Origin of the sequence: Dyadobacter sp. CY356 (genome assembly GCF_021440195.1) — a bacterium.
GTDB lineage: Bacteria > Bacteroidota > Bacteroidia > Cytophagales > Spirosomataceae > Dyadobacter.
Genome location: NZ_JAJTSZ010000001.1, coordinates 415,011 through 435,171 on the forward strand (window position 1 = coordinate 415,011; position 20,161 = coordinate 435,171).

Below are 20,161 nucleotides of genomic sequence, written 5' to 3' on the forward strand. Positions count from 1 at the left end.
TCTCTGTGTAACCTGCAAAATTATTCTCCTTCTACCGAATAAATTCCGTCGCTCGCAATTCGTATCAGACCTTGTTTGTATAGGCCGCCAATTGCTTTTTTGAAGACTTTTTTGCTGATTCCAAGTTGTCTGTTTATATCTTCCGGAGCGCTGCTGTCGGATAAGTTCAGATATCCGTTATTTTTTTTCAGGTCATCCAGAATACGTTGTCCGGTGGGTTCTACGACGTTTGCATATCCCTGTTTTTCCAGACTGATATCCAGTCTGTTTTCATCTCTGATTTTTTTGATATAACCTTTAAGGCTATCACCAACGTTTAGTGGTTTGAAAATCTCGTTAGCATATATCAGCCCTTTGTGAAACTGGTTGACAACCACGTTGTAACCAAGATCCGTTTTTTTCCATACAAGCAAATCTACTTCGTCGCCTTCTTTGACAAGCAAACGTTCGTTTTCCAGATATCTGTCCAGTTTGGTTGTTGCGATCAGGCGTGAAGTTTTCTGGTCGAGATATAAAAATACCACGTGCCATTCATCAATTTCCATGGGTGTTGATTGCTCTCTGAAAGGCACAAAAAGATCTTTCTCCAAACCCCAGTCCAGAAATGCGCCATGCTCGGAAATATCTTTTACTCTTAGATTAGCAAATTCGTTCCGGACAATTTTTGGCGTTTCCGTTGTAGCAACCGGACGATCTTCTGAATCGTTATAAACAAAAACCTTGATGACATCATCAATCTGCATGTCATCCGTTTTGTATTTGTTGGGAAGCAGTACTTCTTCACCTTCCACATCACCCAAAAAGAAACCTACGCTTGTATCACGAAGGATGGTGAGGTTGTTATATTTTCCTATAAAAAGCATTCTTTATTATTATTTTTTGACACAAAGGTAACGGTATAAACCCGGATTTGCATTCTATTAATCGACTAACCGATTCTATCTTTTTTAAAACAAAAAAACCACCCGGGAAAAACCCGGGTGGTTGGATCATTTTATGTATAAATAAAATATTACATCAATGTATTTGTCAATCTTTTCAATTCAATTTCCGAAGACTTTGCTGCATAATTAAGATTGATCAAACGGTACCCCGCTTCCTCAAAACTGCGCTGTGCTTCTCTCACATCAATAATGGTTGCCTGAATAAGTTGGAAACGCTGTAATGTCAGGTCAAGCAGCTGCTGACTCAATTTATAATTTGCTTTCTGCGATTCAAGTTGTTCGAGAGAACTTCTGTAAGTCTGGAACATTTTCATAGCCTGTGCAGAATAATCACGAACCAGTACCTGTTTTTGAGATCTTGCAGAATTGGCATTAATTTCCGCAACTTGCTGCTGACGTTTAAAGGTGCTGCCATTGTAAATCGGCACGTTTAAAGTAACACCCGCACTTGGTGCCGAAACCTGGTTAAGAAGCGTAAAACCTGCTGAACTTTGCGCTCTGGTATAGTTATAACCTAAATTTAGACGAACCGTAGGATAACGTAACGCAGCGGTTTCACGAATTATTAACTCGGAAATCCTGATCTGGTTGTCGGCCGCTTTGATATCGGCATTCACTGCAAGTTTTTCAAGTACGTTATCAATGTTCATAGCCTGATCCACCATAATCGTATCCCGGATAGCTACCGGGGACTTTGGGTCGAGTGCGAGCAATCTTAATAATTCTGACTTGGCAACATCAACTGCCAGTTGTTGGTTGGTCAAAGTCTGCGTTAGTGTGTTCAGATCGATTTGTGCCTGAAATAAATCCGCATTGTTTGCCATCCCGGCCGTTTTTCTTACCTCAATAATTTCCAGGCGTTTTTGTGAAGCAACGATAGAGAAACGCACAGTATTCATATAACTCAACTGACGAACGACATCATAATAACTCGTCATCACAGCGGCAATCGTATTCTGTATCTGGGAATTTAATACTTCACTGCTTTGACTTTGAAGTTCAGCAAGACGTTTTTTTGTTGCCACCACTCTTTTTCCGTTGTATAAAAGAATACTCGCAGTAATACCTGCATTGGTGTTGTTACCAGCTGCGCCACGCCTTTTCGTACCAGGCCCGGTTTGAAGTTCCTGGGTGATGTTCTGAATTTGTTCCACATTGGAAGCCGTAGCTGCTATCAAGGGCAGTCCGCCGGCAACGCCATAATTATTGAGTAATGTATTGGCTTCTACATCGTTTTTGGCAATCTGAATTTCCAGACTGTTTTTTAACGCAATCGCAATAGCATCATCCAGTGTTATCAAAGAGTCTGCTGCAACCTGACGGCTCATGGCTGAGCTACCGGTCAGGAGTAGAAAAATTACAATTTTAAAACTGTTGTTCAAGTTTTTGAGCGGGTTCATGCAAAACCTATATTGACTTATGATGATTAAACAATTCGTTTTTAAGCGGTGGCCGGAGCTTCTTCCGCGGCTGCCAGTTCTTCTCTGTGTTTGTTATGTTTAGGGGATATAAAAGTGTATATCGCCGGAATTACAAACAAGGTTAAAATCAGAGAGAATGTCAAGCCACCTACGATTACAACACCCAGTGGCACACGGCTTGTAGCCGCCGCACCTAAACTTAATGCAATCGGCAACGCGCCAAAAGCCGTTGCTAGGCTGGTCATTAAAATCGGGCGCAAACGCTGAGTTGCTGATTCGATAACGGCTGGCAATCGTTTCATACCATGTTCCCGCTTCTGATTGGCGAATTCCACAATCAGGATACCATTTTTTGTCACAAGCCCGATTAGCATGATCATACCGATTTGAGAGAAAATATTGATGGTTAAACCAAAAATATACAAACTCAAAAGTGCTCCTGCCAAAGCAAGAGGAACGGTAATCATGATGATAAATGGATCTGTAAAACTTTCAAACTGACCTGCGAGTACCAGATAAACCAGTAGGAGGGCCAATCCAAATGCAAAACTTGTGTTGGATGAACTTTCTTCATAATCCCTCGAAGGTCCGCTCAATGAGGTTTGGAAAGTTTCGTCCAGCAATTTATTGGCAATGGTGCGCATCGCCAATACACCGTCTCCAACTGTTTTTCCTTCAACAAGAGAAGCAGAAATGGTTGCGCTTTTATACCGGTTGTAGTGATATAATGTAGGTGGGCCGCTTTGCTCCACCATATTCACAACGGCTGTCAAAGGAATATTTTGTCCCCGGTTATTTCTTACATATAGTTTTTCAATATCCGCAGGTTTATCACGATCTGCACGTTCAACCTGTCCGATAACCTGATATTGCTGCCCGTTACGGATGAAATAGGCTAACCTCCGTCCACTGAATGCAGCCTGAATTGTTGCGGCTACATCGGTAGTTGAAAGACCAAGGTCACGCGCTTTTAAACGGTCGATCGTTAACTGAACTTCGGGTTTGTTAAACTTTAAGTTAACATCAACATTTTGAAAAACAGGATCTTTTCTGGCTTCTTCCAAAAACTTTGGAAGTACTTCAGAAAGTTTTGCAAAGTCGAGATTTTGAAGGATAAATTGTACCGGAAGCGCACCACGTGAGCCAATACCCACCGCAATGGTTTGTTCCTGAACAGCAAAAATCCGGGCATCGTTAAACTGCGGAAGTTTTTTATTAATAGCCATTGCAATGTCGTTCTGGCTTCTTTTTCTTTCACCGGCTGGTACCAAACCAATCCGGCCGGAAGCAGCATTAACACCGCCTCCACCAAAACCAGGTGTAGAAGAAAATACAAAATCTCGTTCAGGAATAGAGTCGTTCAGGTAGTTAACAACTTCATCAGCGATACCCTGCATTTTGTCATAACTGGTACCTTCCGGTGCCGACATACTCAGACGGACACTATTGCGATCTTCCATCGGAGCAAGTTCGCTTGGCAAATGTTTGTATGTAAAATATATGATTCCAACACAGACCAATACCAGAACCCAGGCCATCCAGCGTACTTTAATAAAACCGGAAAGCATTCGGTTGTAGCCATTCTCCATTCCGGTGAAAAACGGTTCAGTTTTGTTGTAAAACCATCCGTGACCGGCATCTTTACGGTTCAGGAACACGTTCAGAACTGGTGTAATTGTCAGGGAAACAAAGGCAGAGATCAATACGGCTGATGCCACTACAATACCAAATTCCCTGAATAAACTTCCCACAAATCCTTCAAGGAAAATTACGGGAAGGAACACAACGGCCAGCGTCAGCGAAGTCGAGATAACCGCAAAGAAAATTTCTTTACTACCTTCCAGTGCAGCCTCTCGAATAGGGAGGCCTTCTTCAAGCTTTCGGAAAATATTTTCTGTTACTACAATACCATCATCCACCACAAGTCCGGTTGCCAAAACAATTCCCAAAAGTGTCAGGATATTGATTGAAAAACCGAAAAGGTACATGACAAAAAACGTAGCCACGAGGGAAATCGGAATATCGATCAAAGGGCGTACGGCAACCAGGAAATTCCGGAAAAAGAAAAGAATTACAATAACCACAAGCCCGAACGATATGATCAGCGTTTCTTCCACCTCTTCTACGGACTGACGAACAAGACGGGTATTATCAATCAATACATTGAAAGTGATATCTGACTTATTCGATTTAGCAATCTCTGCAAGGCGTTTATTAAACACTTCCGAAATTTCTACGTAGTTGGCACCTGGTTGTGGAATTACAGCCAAACCTACTGCATATACACCATTATATTTCCAGCTTTGCTCTTCCGTTTCAGGACCAAGCTCAACTTTGGCAACATTGCTAAGCCGGACAATTCCGGTACTGTCATTTTTAATGATAAGATCACTAAATTCCTTTTCAGAAGTCAGCCTTCCCATCGTACGGATGGTAAGTTCGGTTTCATTACCGTAAATTTTCCCTGCGGGAAGTTCTACGTTTTCTGCCGTCAATGTTGTGTTAATGTCATTGAATGAAACATTATAAGCACTCATCTGATCGGGATTCAGCCAGATACGCATCGCATATCTTTTCTGACCAAAAATATTAATGGCACTTACACCGTCAATCGTTTGCAAACTTTGCTGCAAAACATTCTCTGCATATTCGCTCAACTCCAAAAGCCCTTTTGAAGGACTTTGCACCGCCAGAAGCAGGATAAAATCACTATTGGCATCAGCCTTCGCCACAACCGGTGGAGCATCGATATCCTGCGGTAAATTTCGCTGGGCCTGACTTACTTTGTCGCGCACGTCATTGGCGGCAGCTTCAAGGTCAATTTCGAGGTTAAATTCAACCGTAATGTTACTTGAACCGATCTGGCTGGAAGAACTTATACTCTTAATACCAGGAATACCATTGATACTTTTTTCAAGTGGTTCGGTAATCTGGCTTTCAATAATATCGGCATTCGCACCTGTGTAGCTGGTCCGGACGTTTACAATGGGAGGGTCAATGGCGGGATAATCCCTCAAAGACAAAAAGTTATAACCTACCACTCCAAAAAGGATGATGAGCAGGTTCATAACCACGGCTAGTACTGGCCGGTTCAGTGATAATTCCGAAATATTCATAGGTTGGTTGGTCTGGGAATCAGGAACCGAATATCATTATTCAGCTTTTGTTGAATTCAGGGTTTTTACTGCTCTCACTTTCACAGGCGCATCGGGACGGGCGAACAATACCCCTGAAACTACAACGGAATCACCAACGCTGATACCACTTGTAACTTCCACAAAATCAGCCTTACGAACGCCAGTTTGTATGCTGACGAAAACTGCCTTTCCTCCTTTTACCGTAACGACTTTTTTATCTCTCGATTCCGGAATTATACAGTTCGTAGGAATCAGGATACTGCTTTTTTGCGCTCCTGCATTCAAAAGAACCTTCGCAAAAGAACCTGGGCTAGGGCTTCCTGATGCCAAAACTGCTCTCACCGTAATATTTCGTGTCGACTGATCAATGATGGGTTCAGTCGCGATGATCCTTGCTTTTTGTATGGTGCCTTTCTGATCAATAATAACATCAACGGTACTCCCTTTCTGGACAAATGTCTGGTACACTTCCGGTACCGTAAAATCAATCCTTAAATTACTTAACTGCTGCATTGTAGCAATAACTGTCACAGGAGACACATAAGATCCCGCGCTGACTTTTCTCAAACCAACCACACCTGTAAATGGTGCACGAATAATTGTTTTGTCAATTAAAGCCTGGGTATATGCCATATCCGCCTTCAGCGAATTAGAGTTATTGATAGCAAGGTCGTAATCAGCCTGATTAACACCATTAATGGCTATTAGTTTCTTTAACCGATCTTCTGTCACTAAGGCATTATCTAAAAGAATTTTAGATTTATTCATCTGAGCGGTAAGGTCTGCACTGTTGATCCGCCCGATAACTGTTCCTTTCTGGATCGTCTTCCCTTCCGGAACATCCAGAAAAGTCAGAAGTCCGCTTACTTCGGGATGTAATTCTGCAAATTCATTGGCAACAACCGTACCGTTTACTTCAACTTTATCACTCACATTTTCTTTTGATGCAATAATTACATCGACAGTTGTGGGAGCAGATTTGCCGTCGTTTTTTTTGAAAGTATCTTTTTTTTCACCGCAAGAAAAAAGCACAGTGCTAAAAGCGGCAAGGAAAAGAGAAGAAAGAAAAGATTTTTTTAAACTGGATCGATATAGAAAATCCGGACCTGGAAGAATGCAATTCATAAAGGTAGTACTATTTCAAGGTATTTTTAAATTATTAAATTGTTAGGAATAGTTAACAACCAGAAAACGTGCAAGTTTCCTGAATGTTATGTAAATGTAACACGGGTTGGATAGTTTTCTACTATAAAAGTTTAACGGCCCGATGGAATTTTTTTAAAATTCTTTTGCAATCACCTTCAGAAGTGTATCACATTTGAGCTCAGTTTCTTCCCATTCGCGCTCAGGAATTGAGTCTTCCGTAATGCCTGCACCGGCATAAAACGTGGCAGTGCCATCTTTCAGCCGAACGGTTCTAAGATTTACGAATAAATTCGTATCACCTTCAACCTGAACCGGTCCAAGAAAACCGCTGTAAAAAGAACGGTCATATCCTTCAATTTCTGAAATAAATTTAAGGCTTGGAATTTTTGGAACTCCGCAGATCGCAGACGTCGGGTGAAGCAGCCGAAGCATAACCGACGACAGCTCCGGAAAATTGAGTGCGTTGGTATCAACTTCAAAATCGCTCCGGAGGTGATAAAGGTTTCCTGCCAAAACAGTTTTCGGGCCTGTTTCCAGATATTCCCTCAATCGAATTTTTTTAAAGCATTCAATAATGTAACGACTTACCAAAGCCTGTTCCTCAATTTCTTTTTGGCCCCACTTAATGTCATATTTTGCCAGAAGATCTCCGTTTTCGTCTTTTGCTTTTTGAGTACCCGCAAGGGACATGGTTGTAAAAGTCCCCTCTGCCGTTTGTTGTACCAAAGCTTCAGGACTGGCACCTAACCAGATTTCTTTTTGATCTGGTAGATTAACAAGAGAAACAAAAGCATGAGCATATGCTTTTGCCAATTTTTGAAACGCTTTTGCAGGTTGAAAATGCTCAGTGTAGGAAAGTTCTTTTGTTCGGGACAAAACGACTTTATGAAACTGTTTTTGTTTGATTGCAGAAACGGCAAGCTCTACGGTTCTTTCAAAACGTACTTTTGTGTGCTGATCAGGTAGCGTAGAAATAAGCAAAGGCTGGTTTTCAGGATTTTTGCCGGTATCGCTTTTTTTAATTTCAGATGCGGAGTTAATGAGTTTTATAACTTCCGGATGTTCCTCCCCGAGCTTATTATCAAGTTGTTGAAGCTGACCGTTTTCGGAATAAACCGCAATAATATCGCCCTCCATAAAAAGGACGTTTTCATTTTCATTCCAATGAAAGGGACTGATCATGAACCCCGGAGAAAGTTTGTCAACATCCGGCTGGCAGCTGCGGATCCCTTCTCTGATCGATATTAATAATTTTATTTCACTGGTATAAGGAAGTTTCCACATTGCACATGGAAAACCCAGTTCTTTTGCTGCTTTCCAAAGTTCTTCTGCTTCAAAACGTTCTAAAATGGACTGGGCCGTTCTAATTTGTGTCGAAATCATTTATATAATCTTTAAACAGGCAAAGGCCTGCCCTGAATCCCATAACTTAATTTTGTTGAAATTAACGGTTCGCACTTACAATGGCGACTGTCAAACGACTCACGCAAACCAGTTTGTCTTCCTCATTTGTGATTTTTATATCCCAGATATGCGTCGTTCTTCCAACATGTATAGGTGTAACACGTCCATAAACAAATCCGTTCTTTGCCGGCCGCAGATGATTTGCATTTATTTCAAGCCCGACCGCATGTTGATTATCCGGATCTTTCAGACATAAAAATGAAGCAATACTTCCCAGTGTTTCAGCCAGAACAACGGACGCTCCGCCATGCAGAATTCCAAACGGCTGATGCGTGCGATGATCAACCGGCATCCGCGCCACAATATAATCTGTTCCTATTTCCATAAATTCAATACCAATATGATCGGCAATAGTGTTTTTGCTAAAAGAATGAATGGCGTCAAGAGAAATGGATGTTGCGAACATATAAAAATTGTATAAATTTGTACCTGCTATATTAGTCAAAAACAAGGTATTTGCAAAAATAATATTTAAATAATACAATTATTTTGAAAAGAAAGTCTATATATCTCATTCGCCACGGTGAAACTGATCTTAATCGTAGAGGAGTAGTTCAGGGAAGTGGTGTAGATTCTATGTTGAATGAATGGGGAGAGGCCCAGGCTGCTGCTTTTTTTAATGCTTACCAGCATGTACCTTTTGACAAAATATATACTTCAAACTTACAGCGGACGCATCAGTCTGTCCGTGGTTTTATAAAACAGGGAATTCCACACGAAAGTTACGCGGGGCTGAATGAAATTTCCTGGGGCCTCCGTGAAGGAAAAGAACCGAACACCGGAGACATAGGTTACTACCGCGATCTTGTGCTTGCATGGAAAGCCGGTGATTTTGATAGTGCGGCCGAAGGTGGTGAAAGCCCGATCCAGGTACGTGACCGTCAGATTCCGGTGGTAGAAACAATTCTATCCCGCCCGCATGAAAGAAATATCCTTATAGCCATGCACGGCCGGGCAATGCGCGTTTTGCTGACAATTTTGTTCAACCAATCGCTGATTCATATGGATGATTATGAACACAGCAATTTGTGTTTGTACCGCATCAATTATTCGTACGATACCGGTCTTTTTGAGATGGAGGTCAGAAACGACACAACGCATCTGCTTTCACTTGAAATTCCCCAAACCTTGTAGAAGACCGTTTGTGTACGGGCAATTCCATTGATGTATTTATGGCGGAAAACTGGCCGGGGTGTTATACTTTTGTGGCTTAGTTTTTCAGCTGTAACCTTTAACTGATGTCCAAAAGGAAAATATACTGGACTTTGCAAATCGTGGGCTGGACCTTGCTCATTATGTATGAGTTTGTGTTATACACCCTTGAATACGGATTTGACCGCACCAATTTTTATAGCAGCATTGCGAATATTCTTCTGGGCATTACGCTCACACATATTTACAGGCTTGTAATCCGCAGATGGAACTGGTCCACACTGCCTTTGCCCAGGCTTGCCCTGCGGGGGATAGCTTCTGTATTATTTTTAGGTTTAATTATGACGGTGGTCAATCTTCCTCTTGATCGAAAAATTTTAGAAGAAAATCTGATGAACCAGCCGTTCGTTTTCTGGAATTATTATGCCGGCTGGTGTAAGAACTTACTGGCCTGGATACTTTCCTATACGGTTTATCATTATGTTGAACAAAACCGTTTGACCGATTATGAGAAAATCATGTTGAAAACTTCCATGCGTGAGGCCGAGGCGAAAGTCTTACGTTCTCAGCTGAATCCGCATTTTACATTTAACGCACTGAACAGTATCCGGGCGTTGGTTTTTGAAGATCCGTCCCGGGCGCAGATAAGCATTACACAGTTATCCAATATTTTACGAAATTCTCTTCTGGCTGACCGGAGGAAAACGGTTGATTTACAGGAAGAATTAAAAACAGTTGTAGATTATCTTGAACTAGAAAAAGTTCGATATGAAGAGCGTTTACAATATACCATTGAATCCAATCCCCAGGCAGTTTACTGGCAGGTTCCACCGATGATGCTACAAACTTTGGTGGAAAATGGTATCAAACATGGTGTTTCAAAGGAAATGGGTGGAGGTTTTCTGGAAGTAAAGTCGGATATTGAAGACGATACGCTGATTATTTTGATCAGAAATACGGGGAATTTAATTAGTGCGCCAAGTAATCTGGAAAATATGGACTCGGGTGGGGTGGGGTTGAAGAATACAGCGGAAAGACTTTCCATATTATATGGCAAAGGCGCATCGTTCAGGATTTTTCAGGAAAAGGAGGGCGTTGTTTGCTCAGAAGTGAGAATTCCTACACTTTCTGATCAGATGCAGCTTTTGCAGGTTGACTAATCCGTTATCTTTGTAAGTCACCGAATTCTAATTTTAAGTAACGATTCAAGATTTTTATTTAATAAACAATTCCCGAAAACTGCCATGAGAACTCTTATTGTTGACGACGAACGCCTAGCAAGAAATGAACTTAAAAGATTACTTGAACCGTATACCAAAATTGAAATTGTAGGAGAAGCAGCCAATGCGGAGGAAGCTTTGGTGATGATCGACGATTTACAACCCGAACTTTTATTCCTTGATATACAAATGCCGGGTAAAAACGGCTTTGAGCTGTTATCTTCTATTGAAGGAAAAAGTCCGGAAGTTATTTTTACAACTGCTTATGATGAATATGCGATCAAAGCGTTTGAATTTAATGCGCTTGATTATTTGTTGAAACCGATCGATACAGAAAGGTTAAAAGAAACAATCCACAGAATTGAAGAAAACCAGGCACATACTGAAATTCCTGTTTCGAACCACGAAAGGGTAGAAAAAATTCTAGGAGAAAATGATCAGGTTTTTGTTAAAGACGGTGAAAAATGCTGGTTTGTCAAACTGGGAAAAGTAAGATTGTTTGAATCCATGGGCAATTATGTTCGGCTGCATTTTGACGATCAGAAACCATTGGTACTAAAATCGCTTAACAACCTGGAAGAAAGACTCGATCCGGGTACTTATTTCAGAGCTAACCGTAAACATATTATCAATCTTCACTGGATAGAAAAAATTGAACCCTGGTTCAGCGGTGGTCTTTTGGTGACTTTACAAGGTGGAGATAAAATTGAAATTTCACGTCGGCAGGCAATTCGGTTTAAAGAATTGATGAGTTTGTAGATTTTTTATTACTGGTCGGACGTTTATGGGCCGTACCCGTCCGACGGTTTTTTTACCGTCGGACGGGTTTACAAACTTTGAATAATTATCCATACAAATCACGGCAACACAAACTTTAATAATTATCCATACAACGCACAGCTATACAAACCTTCTCATAATTATTTAGTCAACTCACTCATCAACCTAAAAAAATCAACATGCATATTTTCCCAAAACTATTAATATTTAGCATCCTTATTTTCTTTTATGCCTGTACATCTTCCACTAAAAAGGAAGAAGTCAAAACAGAAAGAGCAGGGAAATTTAATAAAATGGAGCTGGGGAATTGTGATACAACACTAATCGGCGGAGTAAGTTTAAGGATTAATGTCTGGGAGCCCGTTGGTCAGGACACAGCTGCTGGTACGATCCGTGCTTTTCTAAATCAAAAGTTAATTGACCGGATAAACGATTATGCAGATTCTGCCAGTATAGCAGCTCATCCCGGATCTGATAAAAGTATCAGGAATGCTTACGACGTTTTCTCTTCCAATTATACAAAATTCAAAACTAAATTTCCTGAGGCTCCGGGATGCTGGGAAGTTGATTTGAAAGGCGATACAGTTATGGTTTCCCCGAAAATCATGCAGTATCAAATGGATCATTATTCATACACCGGCGGCGCACACCCAAATACTTTTCGCACTTACTATGTTTTTAATATTACAACCGGGAAAGAGTTAAAGTCAACTACTTTCCTTTCGGATTCTGTTGCTTTGCTAAAAAAAGTTGAAAAGTCATTCAGGAAACTTGAAAATATAGCAGATACAACCAACCTTGAAAACGCCGGGTATTTTCTAATGAATCATAAATTTTTTCTACCGGCAAACTACGCGTTTACGAGAGAAGGCATTTTCTTTTATTACAATCCATACGAAATTGCGGCTTATGCCCGTGGTGCAATCACGTTTACAATCCCTTACTCTGAACTGGAAGGAATTGTAAAAAAGGAACTGATTTTTTAGGTTAAAAAATCTCTTCGTCCACGAAACTCAAAAATCCCTTATCGGTAAAAATGATATGATCAACCACCGGCAGATCAAGAATCATTCCGCATTTTTTTAATTGTTTGGTCAGATTAATATCCTGTTCACTGGCTTTCAACTGGCCGGAAGGATGATTGTGAACCAAAATAATGGCACTGGCCATATTTTCCAGCGCATGTTTGAAGACCATTTTTGGATCACATACAGTTCCTGAAATGCCTCCGATACTAACCGCCACAGACTTCATAACCTCGTTTGCCCGGTTGAGCATCACGATCCAGAATTCTTCATGTGCTTTGTCCTGAAGATGTTGTCGCATTTCGTCGTAAACCGCCTGGGAAGTGTTTATAATCCTCCGTTGATCTGGAATGTGATCGGTCCGGCGGCGTCCCAGTTCAAGAGCGGCAATAATGGTTATGGCTTTTGCTTCTCCAATACCTTTATTTTTCATCAGGTCTTTAATACCCTGACGCGCCAGCTCACTAATGTTGTTATGAACGGTATTCATAATTCCTTTGGCGACATCAACGGCAGATAACTTCACCGTGCCGGAACCTATCAGGATGGCAATCAGCTCTGCATTGGACAATGCTGCTTTTCCCTTCAGAAGTAATTTTTCGCGTGGCCTGTCTTCTTCTGCCCAGCTTCGAATGTTGTTTGGATTATAAAGATTGTCTTCTGACATAGGAAAGTTTTTAATCCCTATGACGCCAGAAATGATTTTTAGTCATGCAGAAAATTGTCAGATATCGGTATTATTCTCCCAATTCCGTAAGCGCAGCTTTTGCTTTATTGTCGATACTATTTTTATATTCATGTTTTTTGTAGGACATGGCTTTTTTGAAATAGCTGACAGCCAGAGTTTTATTCTTTTTGTCCCGGGAAATATAACCCATCTGTAAGGCAGCGGACGGTCCAAAAGTCTGAGAAGTCCCTGAGCTCAAAAATATTGCCCGATCATAATAGGGAATAGCACGATCAATTTGATTCATTTTTTGAAGAATTCTGCCTTTCCTATAATTCAGTTCAGCCTTATCTGCTGGCGATGAAAAAGACTTTTCGGTATAATTATCAATAAAATCCCAGGCCTCCGTCAAATATCCACCGTCTGTCGAATACCGCGCCTTGTAAAGGATTTTTTGATCAGGTAATATTTTGCCATCTGCATATTCTTCTGACAAACGTTGTGCAAATTTATCACCTTCAACAATAGTGCTTCCTTTACTTCCGGCCAGCTTGATATATTGAATCGCTTCGGAATCACGATCGGCCAGCCAGCGGCTCATAAAAAGTTTTAAGTTGCTATCTTTTATGAAGTTAAAGCCTTTATACTTCTGTTGGAATTTGGAATAGAAGAAAAAGGCGATATCATATTTACCTTTTTGCAGAGCAATTTCCCCACGCAGGTAATCAAGAAAGGGAAACGAAATATAGTCCTCGCCGCTGGGTGCATAATTCAGATAATAAAGTGCATCCTCACTTCGGCCTTCTTTCATCAAAATTGTTGTTGCAAAAAAGTGAAGTAACAGATTATCAGGCTGACTTTTTGGTAATTGCTGCACAAGGTTTCTCTGCGCATCGCTAAGCTGCAAAGTATAGGCATGCAAAAGAAGGTCAATAAGTTGCGCTTCCTGTTTAAAAAATGGCTCTTCGCGCTCTACAAACTGTATCTCCTCAATGCCTAATTTTATATTTCCTTTTAATCCAAGAATTTTGGTGACCCAGGTATAATTGTCAGGTACAGAGCCGATTAATACATGTAAAAGTCCGAGCGATTTTAGTGTGGGATTAAATGACGGGAATTTTTTTCTGTTGTCCTGTAACAAATGATAAGCTTTGATAATGTCCCAGGAAGCGCTTACTTCATTTCCAAATTTCATTTTAATAAATGCCCAATGCATCCGGATCTCAGCCTGAAAGAAACGCTTATAGGGCGAGGAATTGGACAGTTTGGTCAGATCCAGCAAGCGGCTGTCTTCCTTGTTACTCCATTCTTTAAAGGCAGCTTTGTCTTCTGAAATCAGGAGATAATGCAAATCTGCATAATTGTCGAGATAGGTAATGAAAGCATTTTCCGGATCTGCTTTCCGCTCTTCTTCAATCAATACCCGGGCAGGTTCAATCCTTAATTTTTGTATTTCAAAATACGCCTTTTGCAATTTTGGAGTGAAACGAACATCGTGATAGTTTGCGGCCTCTGTTTGTAAGGTACTCAAAAACAAGAGTATAACTAAAAAAATATTAGCGTAAACTTTCAATTTTGATTTGTTAATGATTTTATATTTTTTCACTGGATTACTTTCTGAGAAAATTAGCCTTAGCCCTGCAAATTTAAGAAGAGAAAGTTATCCTCTGCTATTCGACAGGAAATCAATTAAATCAAAAGCACAAAAAAAGGTTGTCCGGTGAAGACAACCTTTTAATATTATAATTTCTGTAAAACCCTAGCGGCGTTGGTGAACTGGCTCAACGCTTTCAACATCGGCAAGGATTCTTCCGCAATGTTCGCAAACGATAAGTTTTTTGCGTTCACGGATATCTGCTTGTCTTTGAGGAGGAACGATGCTGAAACATCCTCCGCAGGCGCCACGTGATACGTGTACAACAGCAAGACCGTTCATCGAATTGTCACGTATTTTTTGATACGATTTCAACAAGCGTTCTTCGATTTTCTTGATATGTTTTTCGCGTTCTCCTAAAAGACCTTTTTCCTCAGCTTCGCTTTCGCTTGTGATCAGAGAAAGTTCACCTTTTTTGGCTTTCAAATCTTCATTTCTTTCATTCAAAGTAGATTCTGCACGGTTTGCATCATCTTCGATCAATCTGATACGGGCTTTGGCTTCGTTGATTTTCTTGTCAGCCAATTGCATATCAAGTTCCTGCAATTCAATTTCCTTTGTGATAGCATCGTATTCGCGGTTGTTACGAACATTCATTTGCTGATCTTTATACTTTTTGATCAGCTTTTCGCCATCCTTCTGGGCATTTTTAAAGCTATCGATTTCTGCGTTCAGTGCAGCGATTTCGCTTTTGAATTTTCCTATTCTTGTTTCAAAACCAATGATTTCGTCTTCCAGATCTCTAACTTCTTCGGGAAGATCGCCACGGGTCTTTCTGATTTCGTCCAGGCTTGAATCAATTTCCTGAAGTTTCAGGAGAGCGTCTAATTTTTGTGCGATTGTATTTTCCATGTATGTCTTTAATGGACTTGTTTCAATGCGTATTATATGAGTGGGACTATAAGGCTGAATCTCTTCTTCTTACTATTTTGGTACTAATCTGCTCAATAACTTATTATTAAACAAAATATCGTACCGGATTAGTATTGACGTCTGACAAACAGAGTGCGAAATTACTAAAAATTCCTGATAAATAGTTGTATAATAAATCTTTCGTGAATACTTCGCTCTCAAAATGGCCGATATCACAGATCATGATGCTATTATCGGCATCAAAAAATTCATGGTACTTATAATCGGCAGTAACGAAAACGTCTGCTTTTGCCCGAATGGCGTCTGATAAAAGGAAACTTCCCGCGCCTCCGCAAACAGCAACTTTTTGTATTTTTTTATTTAACGGCACCGTATGTTTAACGAGTGGCGTTTGCATCTGGTTTTTTAAAAATTGTAAAAAGCTTTCCGGCTCCATCGCTTGCGATAAATCCCCAATCGCACCCGCACCAACTTCCTGGTTTTCGTTTTCCAGATTTTGGAGATAATAGGCGACTTCTTCGTACGGATGATTATCCTTCATAATTTTCAAAATGGCGGATTGCATATAGGCTGGAAACATTACTTCAATTCTGTTCTCCAAAACCTCTTCATTTTTTCCTTTTATACCAACAGCAGGATTTGCTGATTGTCCGGGTTGAAAAGTGCCGGTGCCTTCCGTACGGAAACTGCAATTTTTATACTGACCAATTTCACCTGCACCAGCAGCAAACATATGATCTAAAATCGTTTGGGTATTTTCAATGGGAGCGAAAAAAGTAAGTTTTGTAAGCAGCTGCTTTTTTGGTGCTAATACCTTTACGTTACTTAAACCAAGTTTTTCAGCGATTTTCCAGTTTACTCCGTCAATAACGTGATCCAGATTTGTGTGAATTGCATAAATAGCAATATCATTTTTGATGGCCTTTATGACAGTTCTTTCAACGTAGTTGCTGCCGTTTAATCTTTTGAGTCCTTTGAAGACAATCGGGTGATGGGCAACAATCAGATTGCAATTTTTTTCGATGGCTTCCTGAACTACCTCCTCAGTGGTATCCAACGAAAAAAGTACTCCTGTTACCAGCGTGATCGGTGATCCTACAAGTAATCCGGCATTATCGTAACTTTCCTGGTAGGAAGGAGGAGCTAGTTTTTCAAGTTGATGAATAACGTCTTTTATTTGTGTCATTTTTTTAAGCTGCAACTATTTGATAGCCAGAAAGAATTTGTTTTTTTGAATTTTTATTTGCAAATTAAACAAGATTTATTTGTCAAACGTATTGCAATCAAGAATAATAATACTAGTTTTGCACCACAATAACCCGGAACGACGGGCGAATGTTAACTTGGTTTGGTAGTTCAGTTGGTTAGAATACATGCCTGTCACGCATGGGGTCGCGGGTTCGAGTCCCGTCCAGACCGCCAAGTTTATTGAAAGATTGAAGCTATTGGTTTGGTAGTTCAGTTGGTTAGAATACATGCCTGTCACGCATGGGGTCGCGGGTTCGAGTCCCGTCCAGACCGCAAGTTTTTTGTGCAAAATTTAAGAAATCCTGTTAAAATTTAGTTTTAGCAGGATTTTTTTTGTGCTTTTGATGTTCAAAATCTCTCAAAATTAAAAAGTGTCTTAGGGGCTGACCAAAAAGCCAAAGCCCTTTATCTACTTTGTAGATAGAGGGCTTTTTTGTATTTTTAATTACCACATTAGAAATACATGAGCAAGATAAAAAAATCTATCGTCTTTAAAGAATACTGCCCGCAGCAGCTATTATTTTTACCACCTTCTCTTGAAGAACTGATACCTTCTACGCATTTGGTACGGGTTGTTAATGAAGTAGTTGAACGGATGGACATCACAGAGCTGATGAACCTTTATGAAGGTGGGGGAACCAGCGCATACCATCCGCGGATGCTGCTGAAAGTCTTACTTTATGCGTATTGCATCAAGATATATACTGGCAGAAAGATAGCCCGTGCCCTGGGTCAGGACATCCATTTCTTCTGGCTGAGCGGTATGAGCCGGCCAGATTTTCGGACCATCAATACTTTCCGGAGCAGCAAAGCCAAAGAAGTGATTGAAGTGCTGTTCAGCTCCATGCTGGTGTTTTTGATGGAACACAAGTATATCAAAATGGAGTACTATTTCTGTGATGGCAGCCCATTTATGGCCGATGCCAATAAGCACAAGATGGTCTGGAAGAAGAATGCCCTCCGGTATAAGGCATCAGCAGAACAGAAATGCCATCAGCTGCTCAAAGAGATTGATGCGCTGAATGCATCCGAATTTTACCTACGGAAATAAAGATCTTGAAGAATATGGATCACAGCCTGTTAGCCGGCAAGTTCTGGCCAGTCAGATCGACCAGCTTAATGAAAAGATTAAGAATATCAGCGTCAAAAAGACAAAACGCAAAGCCCAAAGCCTGGGCAAACAACTGGTAGAAACAGCAGATCGGATTGAGAAATACGAGCAGCAGATTCTTATCGCGGGCAGCCGCAGTGGCTATAATGTAACAGATCAGGACGCCAGTGCGATGATGATGAAAAATAAGGTTGAGGTACTGCCCGCATATAATGTGCTGGCGGGCTGTGAAGATCAGTTTATTACCAGCGTAAGCCTGCACCAGAATACCAATGATGGCACCTGCTTCAAAGATCACTTGGATCAGCTCTCAGTTCAGCAGTCTGTGACCCCTGAAAACATCATTGCTGACAGCATCTTTGGTACCGAAGAGAATTATGAGCTACTGGAAAACAAGGGGATAAACAATTATCTGAAATTCCCTCAGTTCCATAATGAGCAAAAGAAATCCTATAAGAATAACCCTTTTTTAAAAGAGAACTTCTATTACGATCCCGCTGCGGATAGCTACACTTGCCCCAATAAGCAGCAGCTTACTTTTCGAAGCAGCTATAAGCATACACATAAAAAAACAGGTTATCAGTCATATATAAAGGAATACGAATGTACGGACTGCACTGATTGCCCATTCTACGAACGCTGTTGTAAATCTACCCAAGGGCATAACCGTACACTCAAAGTTAATGAGCGGCTTGATCAATATAAGCAACAGGCACGGGACAACCTTAACTCACAGAAAGGTTTTGAGCTCCGCAGACGAAGAAGTACTGAAATAGAAAGCTGCTTTGGCGACATAAAAGCCAACATGGGTTTTCGCCGCTTCCATCTTAGAGGCCTTAAAAAGGTAACTACTGAGTTTACCTTGGTTGCTAAGGCCCACAACCTGAGAAAACTGCATCTCAAAAGACAAAAATCAGCAGCTTAAGAAGAAAAAATGGCCAGATAGCTGCTCTTACGAGTACTTTCTGGCCATTTTTTATAAATGAATTAAATAGCGAAGCTAAAAATTAAAATGAAGCTCTTTTATTTATAAATCAAAGAACCCTTTTTGGTCAGCCCCATTGCCCATTTGGAGGTAGAAGACGGAGCTGTTTGGCAACACTTTCCTTATTTCGATACCCTTGAAATGGCACCGGAGGCCATAATTGTGGAAAGCTGTCTTTCAAATTGCTGCATTTTCTCTTTCATTGATTGAGTTTCTGCTTTCATAGACATCTCTGCTTGTTTCAGGTTTTTATTCTCTGCTTTTAAAGCTTCTACTTCCTTTATTAAAGCCTGTATTGCGATCAGGTTCACGCCGTCAAAATCAGCCTGGTTAATAGACTTATCTTCTCCGACTATCCCCAATTCGTCGTGCCCGAAGGCTGCAAAAAAGTCCTGGGCCATTGGGCCGTAATGACGATATTGCTTTATGTCCTGTCCCTTATAGTTCCAGCTTCCCAGCCTCATACTGCTGATTTTTTTAAGAAATAGCAACCCATCAGTAGTACGAAAGTTTTCTTTCCGTGTTGAGTCAGATATCACTGACCATGCATTAGCATTGGGTTGAAGCTCTATTCCGGATGGGGAGTTCTCTTGTCCGGCGTTGCTGGTATAAAACACATAACCTCCGGCAAAGTGCATCATCATCTGGTTATTAGCTGTGGTGCTGTAGTAAGAACCCAAGCTACTACTATTATCACCTATAATAAATGACCCTATATGATTTGCTTTAACAGCAGAACCCATAGCCGTTGATAAACTCCCGCTGGCAGTTGTATTACTGCCTAAGGCAGTTGAAATGAAGCCGCTCGCTTCTGTATTAAATCCCATAGCAGTTGAGTAAGCTTCAAGAGCTCTTGTATCCCTTCCCATTGCCGTTGAGTAAAATCCAAATGCGCTTGTACCGCCACCCATTGCCGTTGAATAACTACCAATTGCCAATGTAGCGGAACCCAATGCAGTAGAACTAATTCCAATAGCCATCGAGCGATTCCCCATAGCTGTTGAATAATATCCGCTTGCTTTTGTATCAGCACCGCTGGCGAAGGAATACTGGCCAACATTCGCTTTGTCCCAATTGTTATTCGAGGCGAAATTATCAGATATTCCTCCAGCCCGGAAGCCACCATTGCTTGCATACCAGATCATTTTTGGTGAAATTTTACCTGTCCCTGCCTGTACACCTACGGTATCAGCTCCAAATAGCACTGTTTTTCCTTCTGCAACGTTCAAAAAAGCTTTGGGCTCTGTTAGACCAATCCCTACCTGGGCATATAAACTGGTAGATATCGCGATAAAAAACGAAGAAATTAGGGTTTTTTTCATAGTATTCTTGAA

General features: G+C 40.8%; 17 protein-coding genes and 2 tRNA genes. 8 read left to right on the plus strand and 11 right to left on the minus strand.

What is annotated here, in order from left to right:
• Positions 1-20: 20 nt before the first annotated feature.
• From LXL81_RS01780 to LXL81_RS01805, 6 genes are all read right to left on the minus strand, one after another.
• Positions 21-863, minus strand: a complete 843-nt coding sequence (locus LXL81_RS01780) for a S1 RNA-binding domain-containing protein (protein WP_234644987.1) — start codon at positions 861-863, stop codon at positions 21-23.
• 149 nt (positions 864-1,012) lie between these two features.
• Complete coding sequence (locus LXL81_RS01785; RefSeq protein ID WP_234644988.1) at positions 1,013-2,344, minus strand: TolC family protein; 1,332 nt, start codon at positions 2,342-2,344, stop codon at positions 1,013-1,015.
• 41 nt (positions 2,345-2,385) lie between these two features.
• Positions 2,386-5,481: an efflux RND transporter permease subunit gene (locus tag LXL81_RS01790; protein ID WP_234644989.1), complete on the minus strand. Its 3,096-nt coding sequence runs from the start codon at positions 5,479-5,481 to the stop codon at positions 2,386-2,388.
• A gap of 36 nt (positions 5,482-5,517) precedes the next feature.
• A complete protein-coding gene (locus tag LXL81_RS01795; RefSeq protein WP_234644990.1) occupies positions 5,518-6,627 on the minus strand; it encodes an efflux RND transporter periplasmic adaptor subunit in 1,110 nt (369 codons plus the stop codon).
• Between the two features lie 153 nt (positions 6,628-6,780).
• A complete protein-coding gene (locus LXL81_RS01800; protein WP_234644991.1) occupies positions 6,781-8,031 on the minus strand; it encodes a chorismate-binding protein in 1,251 nt (416 codons plus the stop codon).
• 61 nt (positions 8,032-8,092) lie between these two features.
• Complete coding sequence (locus tag LXL81_RS01805) at positions 8,093-8,518, minus strand: hotdog fold thioesterase (RefSeq protein ID WP_234644992.1); 426 nt, start codon at positions 8,516-8,518, stop codon at positions 8,093-8,095.
• Positions 8,519-8,601: 83 nt separating this feature from the next.
• Between LXL81_RS01805 and LXL81_RS01810 the strand changes: the two genes are divergently transcribed.
• The 4 genes from LXL81_RS01810 (at position 8,602) to LXL81_RS01825 (ending at position 12,250) form a co-directional block, all read left to right on the plus strand.
• Positions 8,602-9,246, plus strand: a complete 645-nt coding sequence (locus tag LXL81_RS01810) for a histidine phosphatase family protein (protein ID WP_234644993.1) — start codon at positions 8,602-8,604, stop codon at positions 9,244-9,246.
• A 104-nt stretch (positions 9,247-9,350) separates the two neighbouring features.
• Complete coding sequence (locus LXL81_RS01815; protein WP_234644994.1) at positions 9,351-10,424, plus strand: sensor histidine kinase; 1,074 nt, start codon at positions 9,351-9,353, stop codon at positions 10,422-10,424.
• 84 nt (positions 10,425-10,508) lie between these two features.
• Entirely contained in the window at positions 10,509-11,243 is a 735-nt protein-coding gene (locus LXL81_RS01820) for a LytTR family DNA-binding domain-containing protein (RefSeq protein ID WP_234644995.1), read from the plus strand.
• Between the two features lie 200 nt (positions 11,244-11,443).
• On the plus strand, positions 11,444-12,250 hold the full coding sequence (locus LXL81_RS01825) for a DUF3298 and DUF4163 domain-containing protein (protein WP_234644996.1): 807 nt from the start codon (positions 11,444-11,446) through the stop codon (positions 12,248-12,250).
• A 1-nt stretch (position 12,251) separates the two neighbouring features.
• Here the strand turns inward: LXL81_RS01825 and radC are convergent, their stop codons facing one another.
• From radC to LXL81_RS01845, 4 genes are all read right to left on the minus strand, one after another.
• On the minus strand, positions 12,252-12,956 hold the full coding sequence (radC, locus tag LXL81_RS01830; protein WP_234644997.1) for a RadC family protein: 705 nt from the start codon (positions 12,954-12,956) through the stop codon (positions 12,252-12,254).
• A gap of 70 nt (positions 12,957-13,026) precedes the next feature.
• Positions 13,027-14,487: a hypothetical protein gene (locus LXL81_RS01835; RefSeq protein WP_234644998.1), complete on the minus strand. Its 1,461-nt coding sequence runs from the start codon at positions 14,485-14,487 to the stop codon at positions 13,027-13,029.
• Positions 14,488-14,715: 228 nt separating this feature from the next.
• Entirely contained in the window at positions 14,716-15,462 is a 747-nt protein-coding gene (locus LXL81_RS01840; RefSeq protein ID WP_159466785.1) for a zinc ribbon domain-containing protein, read from the minus strand.
• Positions 15,463-15,568: 106 nt separating this feature from the next.
• Complete coding sequence (locus tag LXL81_RS01845) at positions 15,569-16,669, minus strand: Nif3-like dinuclear metal center hexameric protein (RefSeq protein WP_234644999.1); 1,101 nt, start codon at positions 16,667-16,669, stop codon at positions 15,569-15,571.
• A gap of 159 nt (positions 16,670-16,828) precedes the next feature.
• On the opposite strand from LXL81_RS01845, the gene LXL81_RS01850 reads away from it, so the two are divergent.
• From LXL81_RS01850 to LXL81_RS01865, 4 genes are all read left to right on the plus strand, one after another.
• A tRNA-Asp gene (locus tag LXL81_RS01850) sits at positions 16,829-16,905 on the plus strand.
• A 25-nt stretch (positions 16,906-16,930) separates the two neighbouring features.
• Positions 16,931-17,004 (plus strand) — tRNA-Asp (locus LXL81_RS01855).
• A gap of 190 nt (positions 17,005-17,194) precedes the next feature.
• On the plus strand, positions 17,195-17,782 hold the full coding sequence (locus LXL81_RS01860) for a transposase (protein ID WP_234645000.1): 588 nt from the start codon (positions 17,195-17,197) through the stop codon (positions 17,780-17,782).
• On the plus strand, positions 17,754-18,767 hold the full coding sequence (locus LXL81_RS01865; protein WP_234645001.1) for a transposase: 1,014 nt from the start codon (positions 17,754-17,756) through the stop codon (positions 18,765-18,767). Before LXL81_RS01860 ends, LXL81_RS01865 begins: the two co-directional genes overlap by 29 nt.
• Positions 18,768-18,949: 182 nt before the next feature.
• Here LXL81_RS01865 and LXL81_RS01870 read toward each other — a convergent pair whose 3' ends face one another.
• Positions 18,950-20,149 (minus strand): tail fiber domain-containing protein, encoded by a 1,200-nt coding sequence (locus LXL81_RS01870; protein WP_234645002.1) that lies wholly within the window; start codon positions 20,147-20,149, stop codon positions 18,950-18,952.
• Positions 20,150-20,161: the final 12 nt, after the last annotated feature.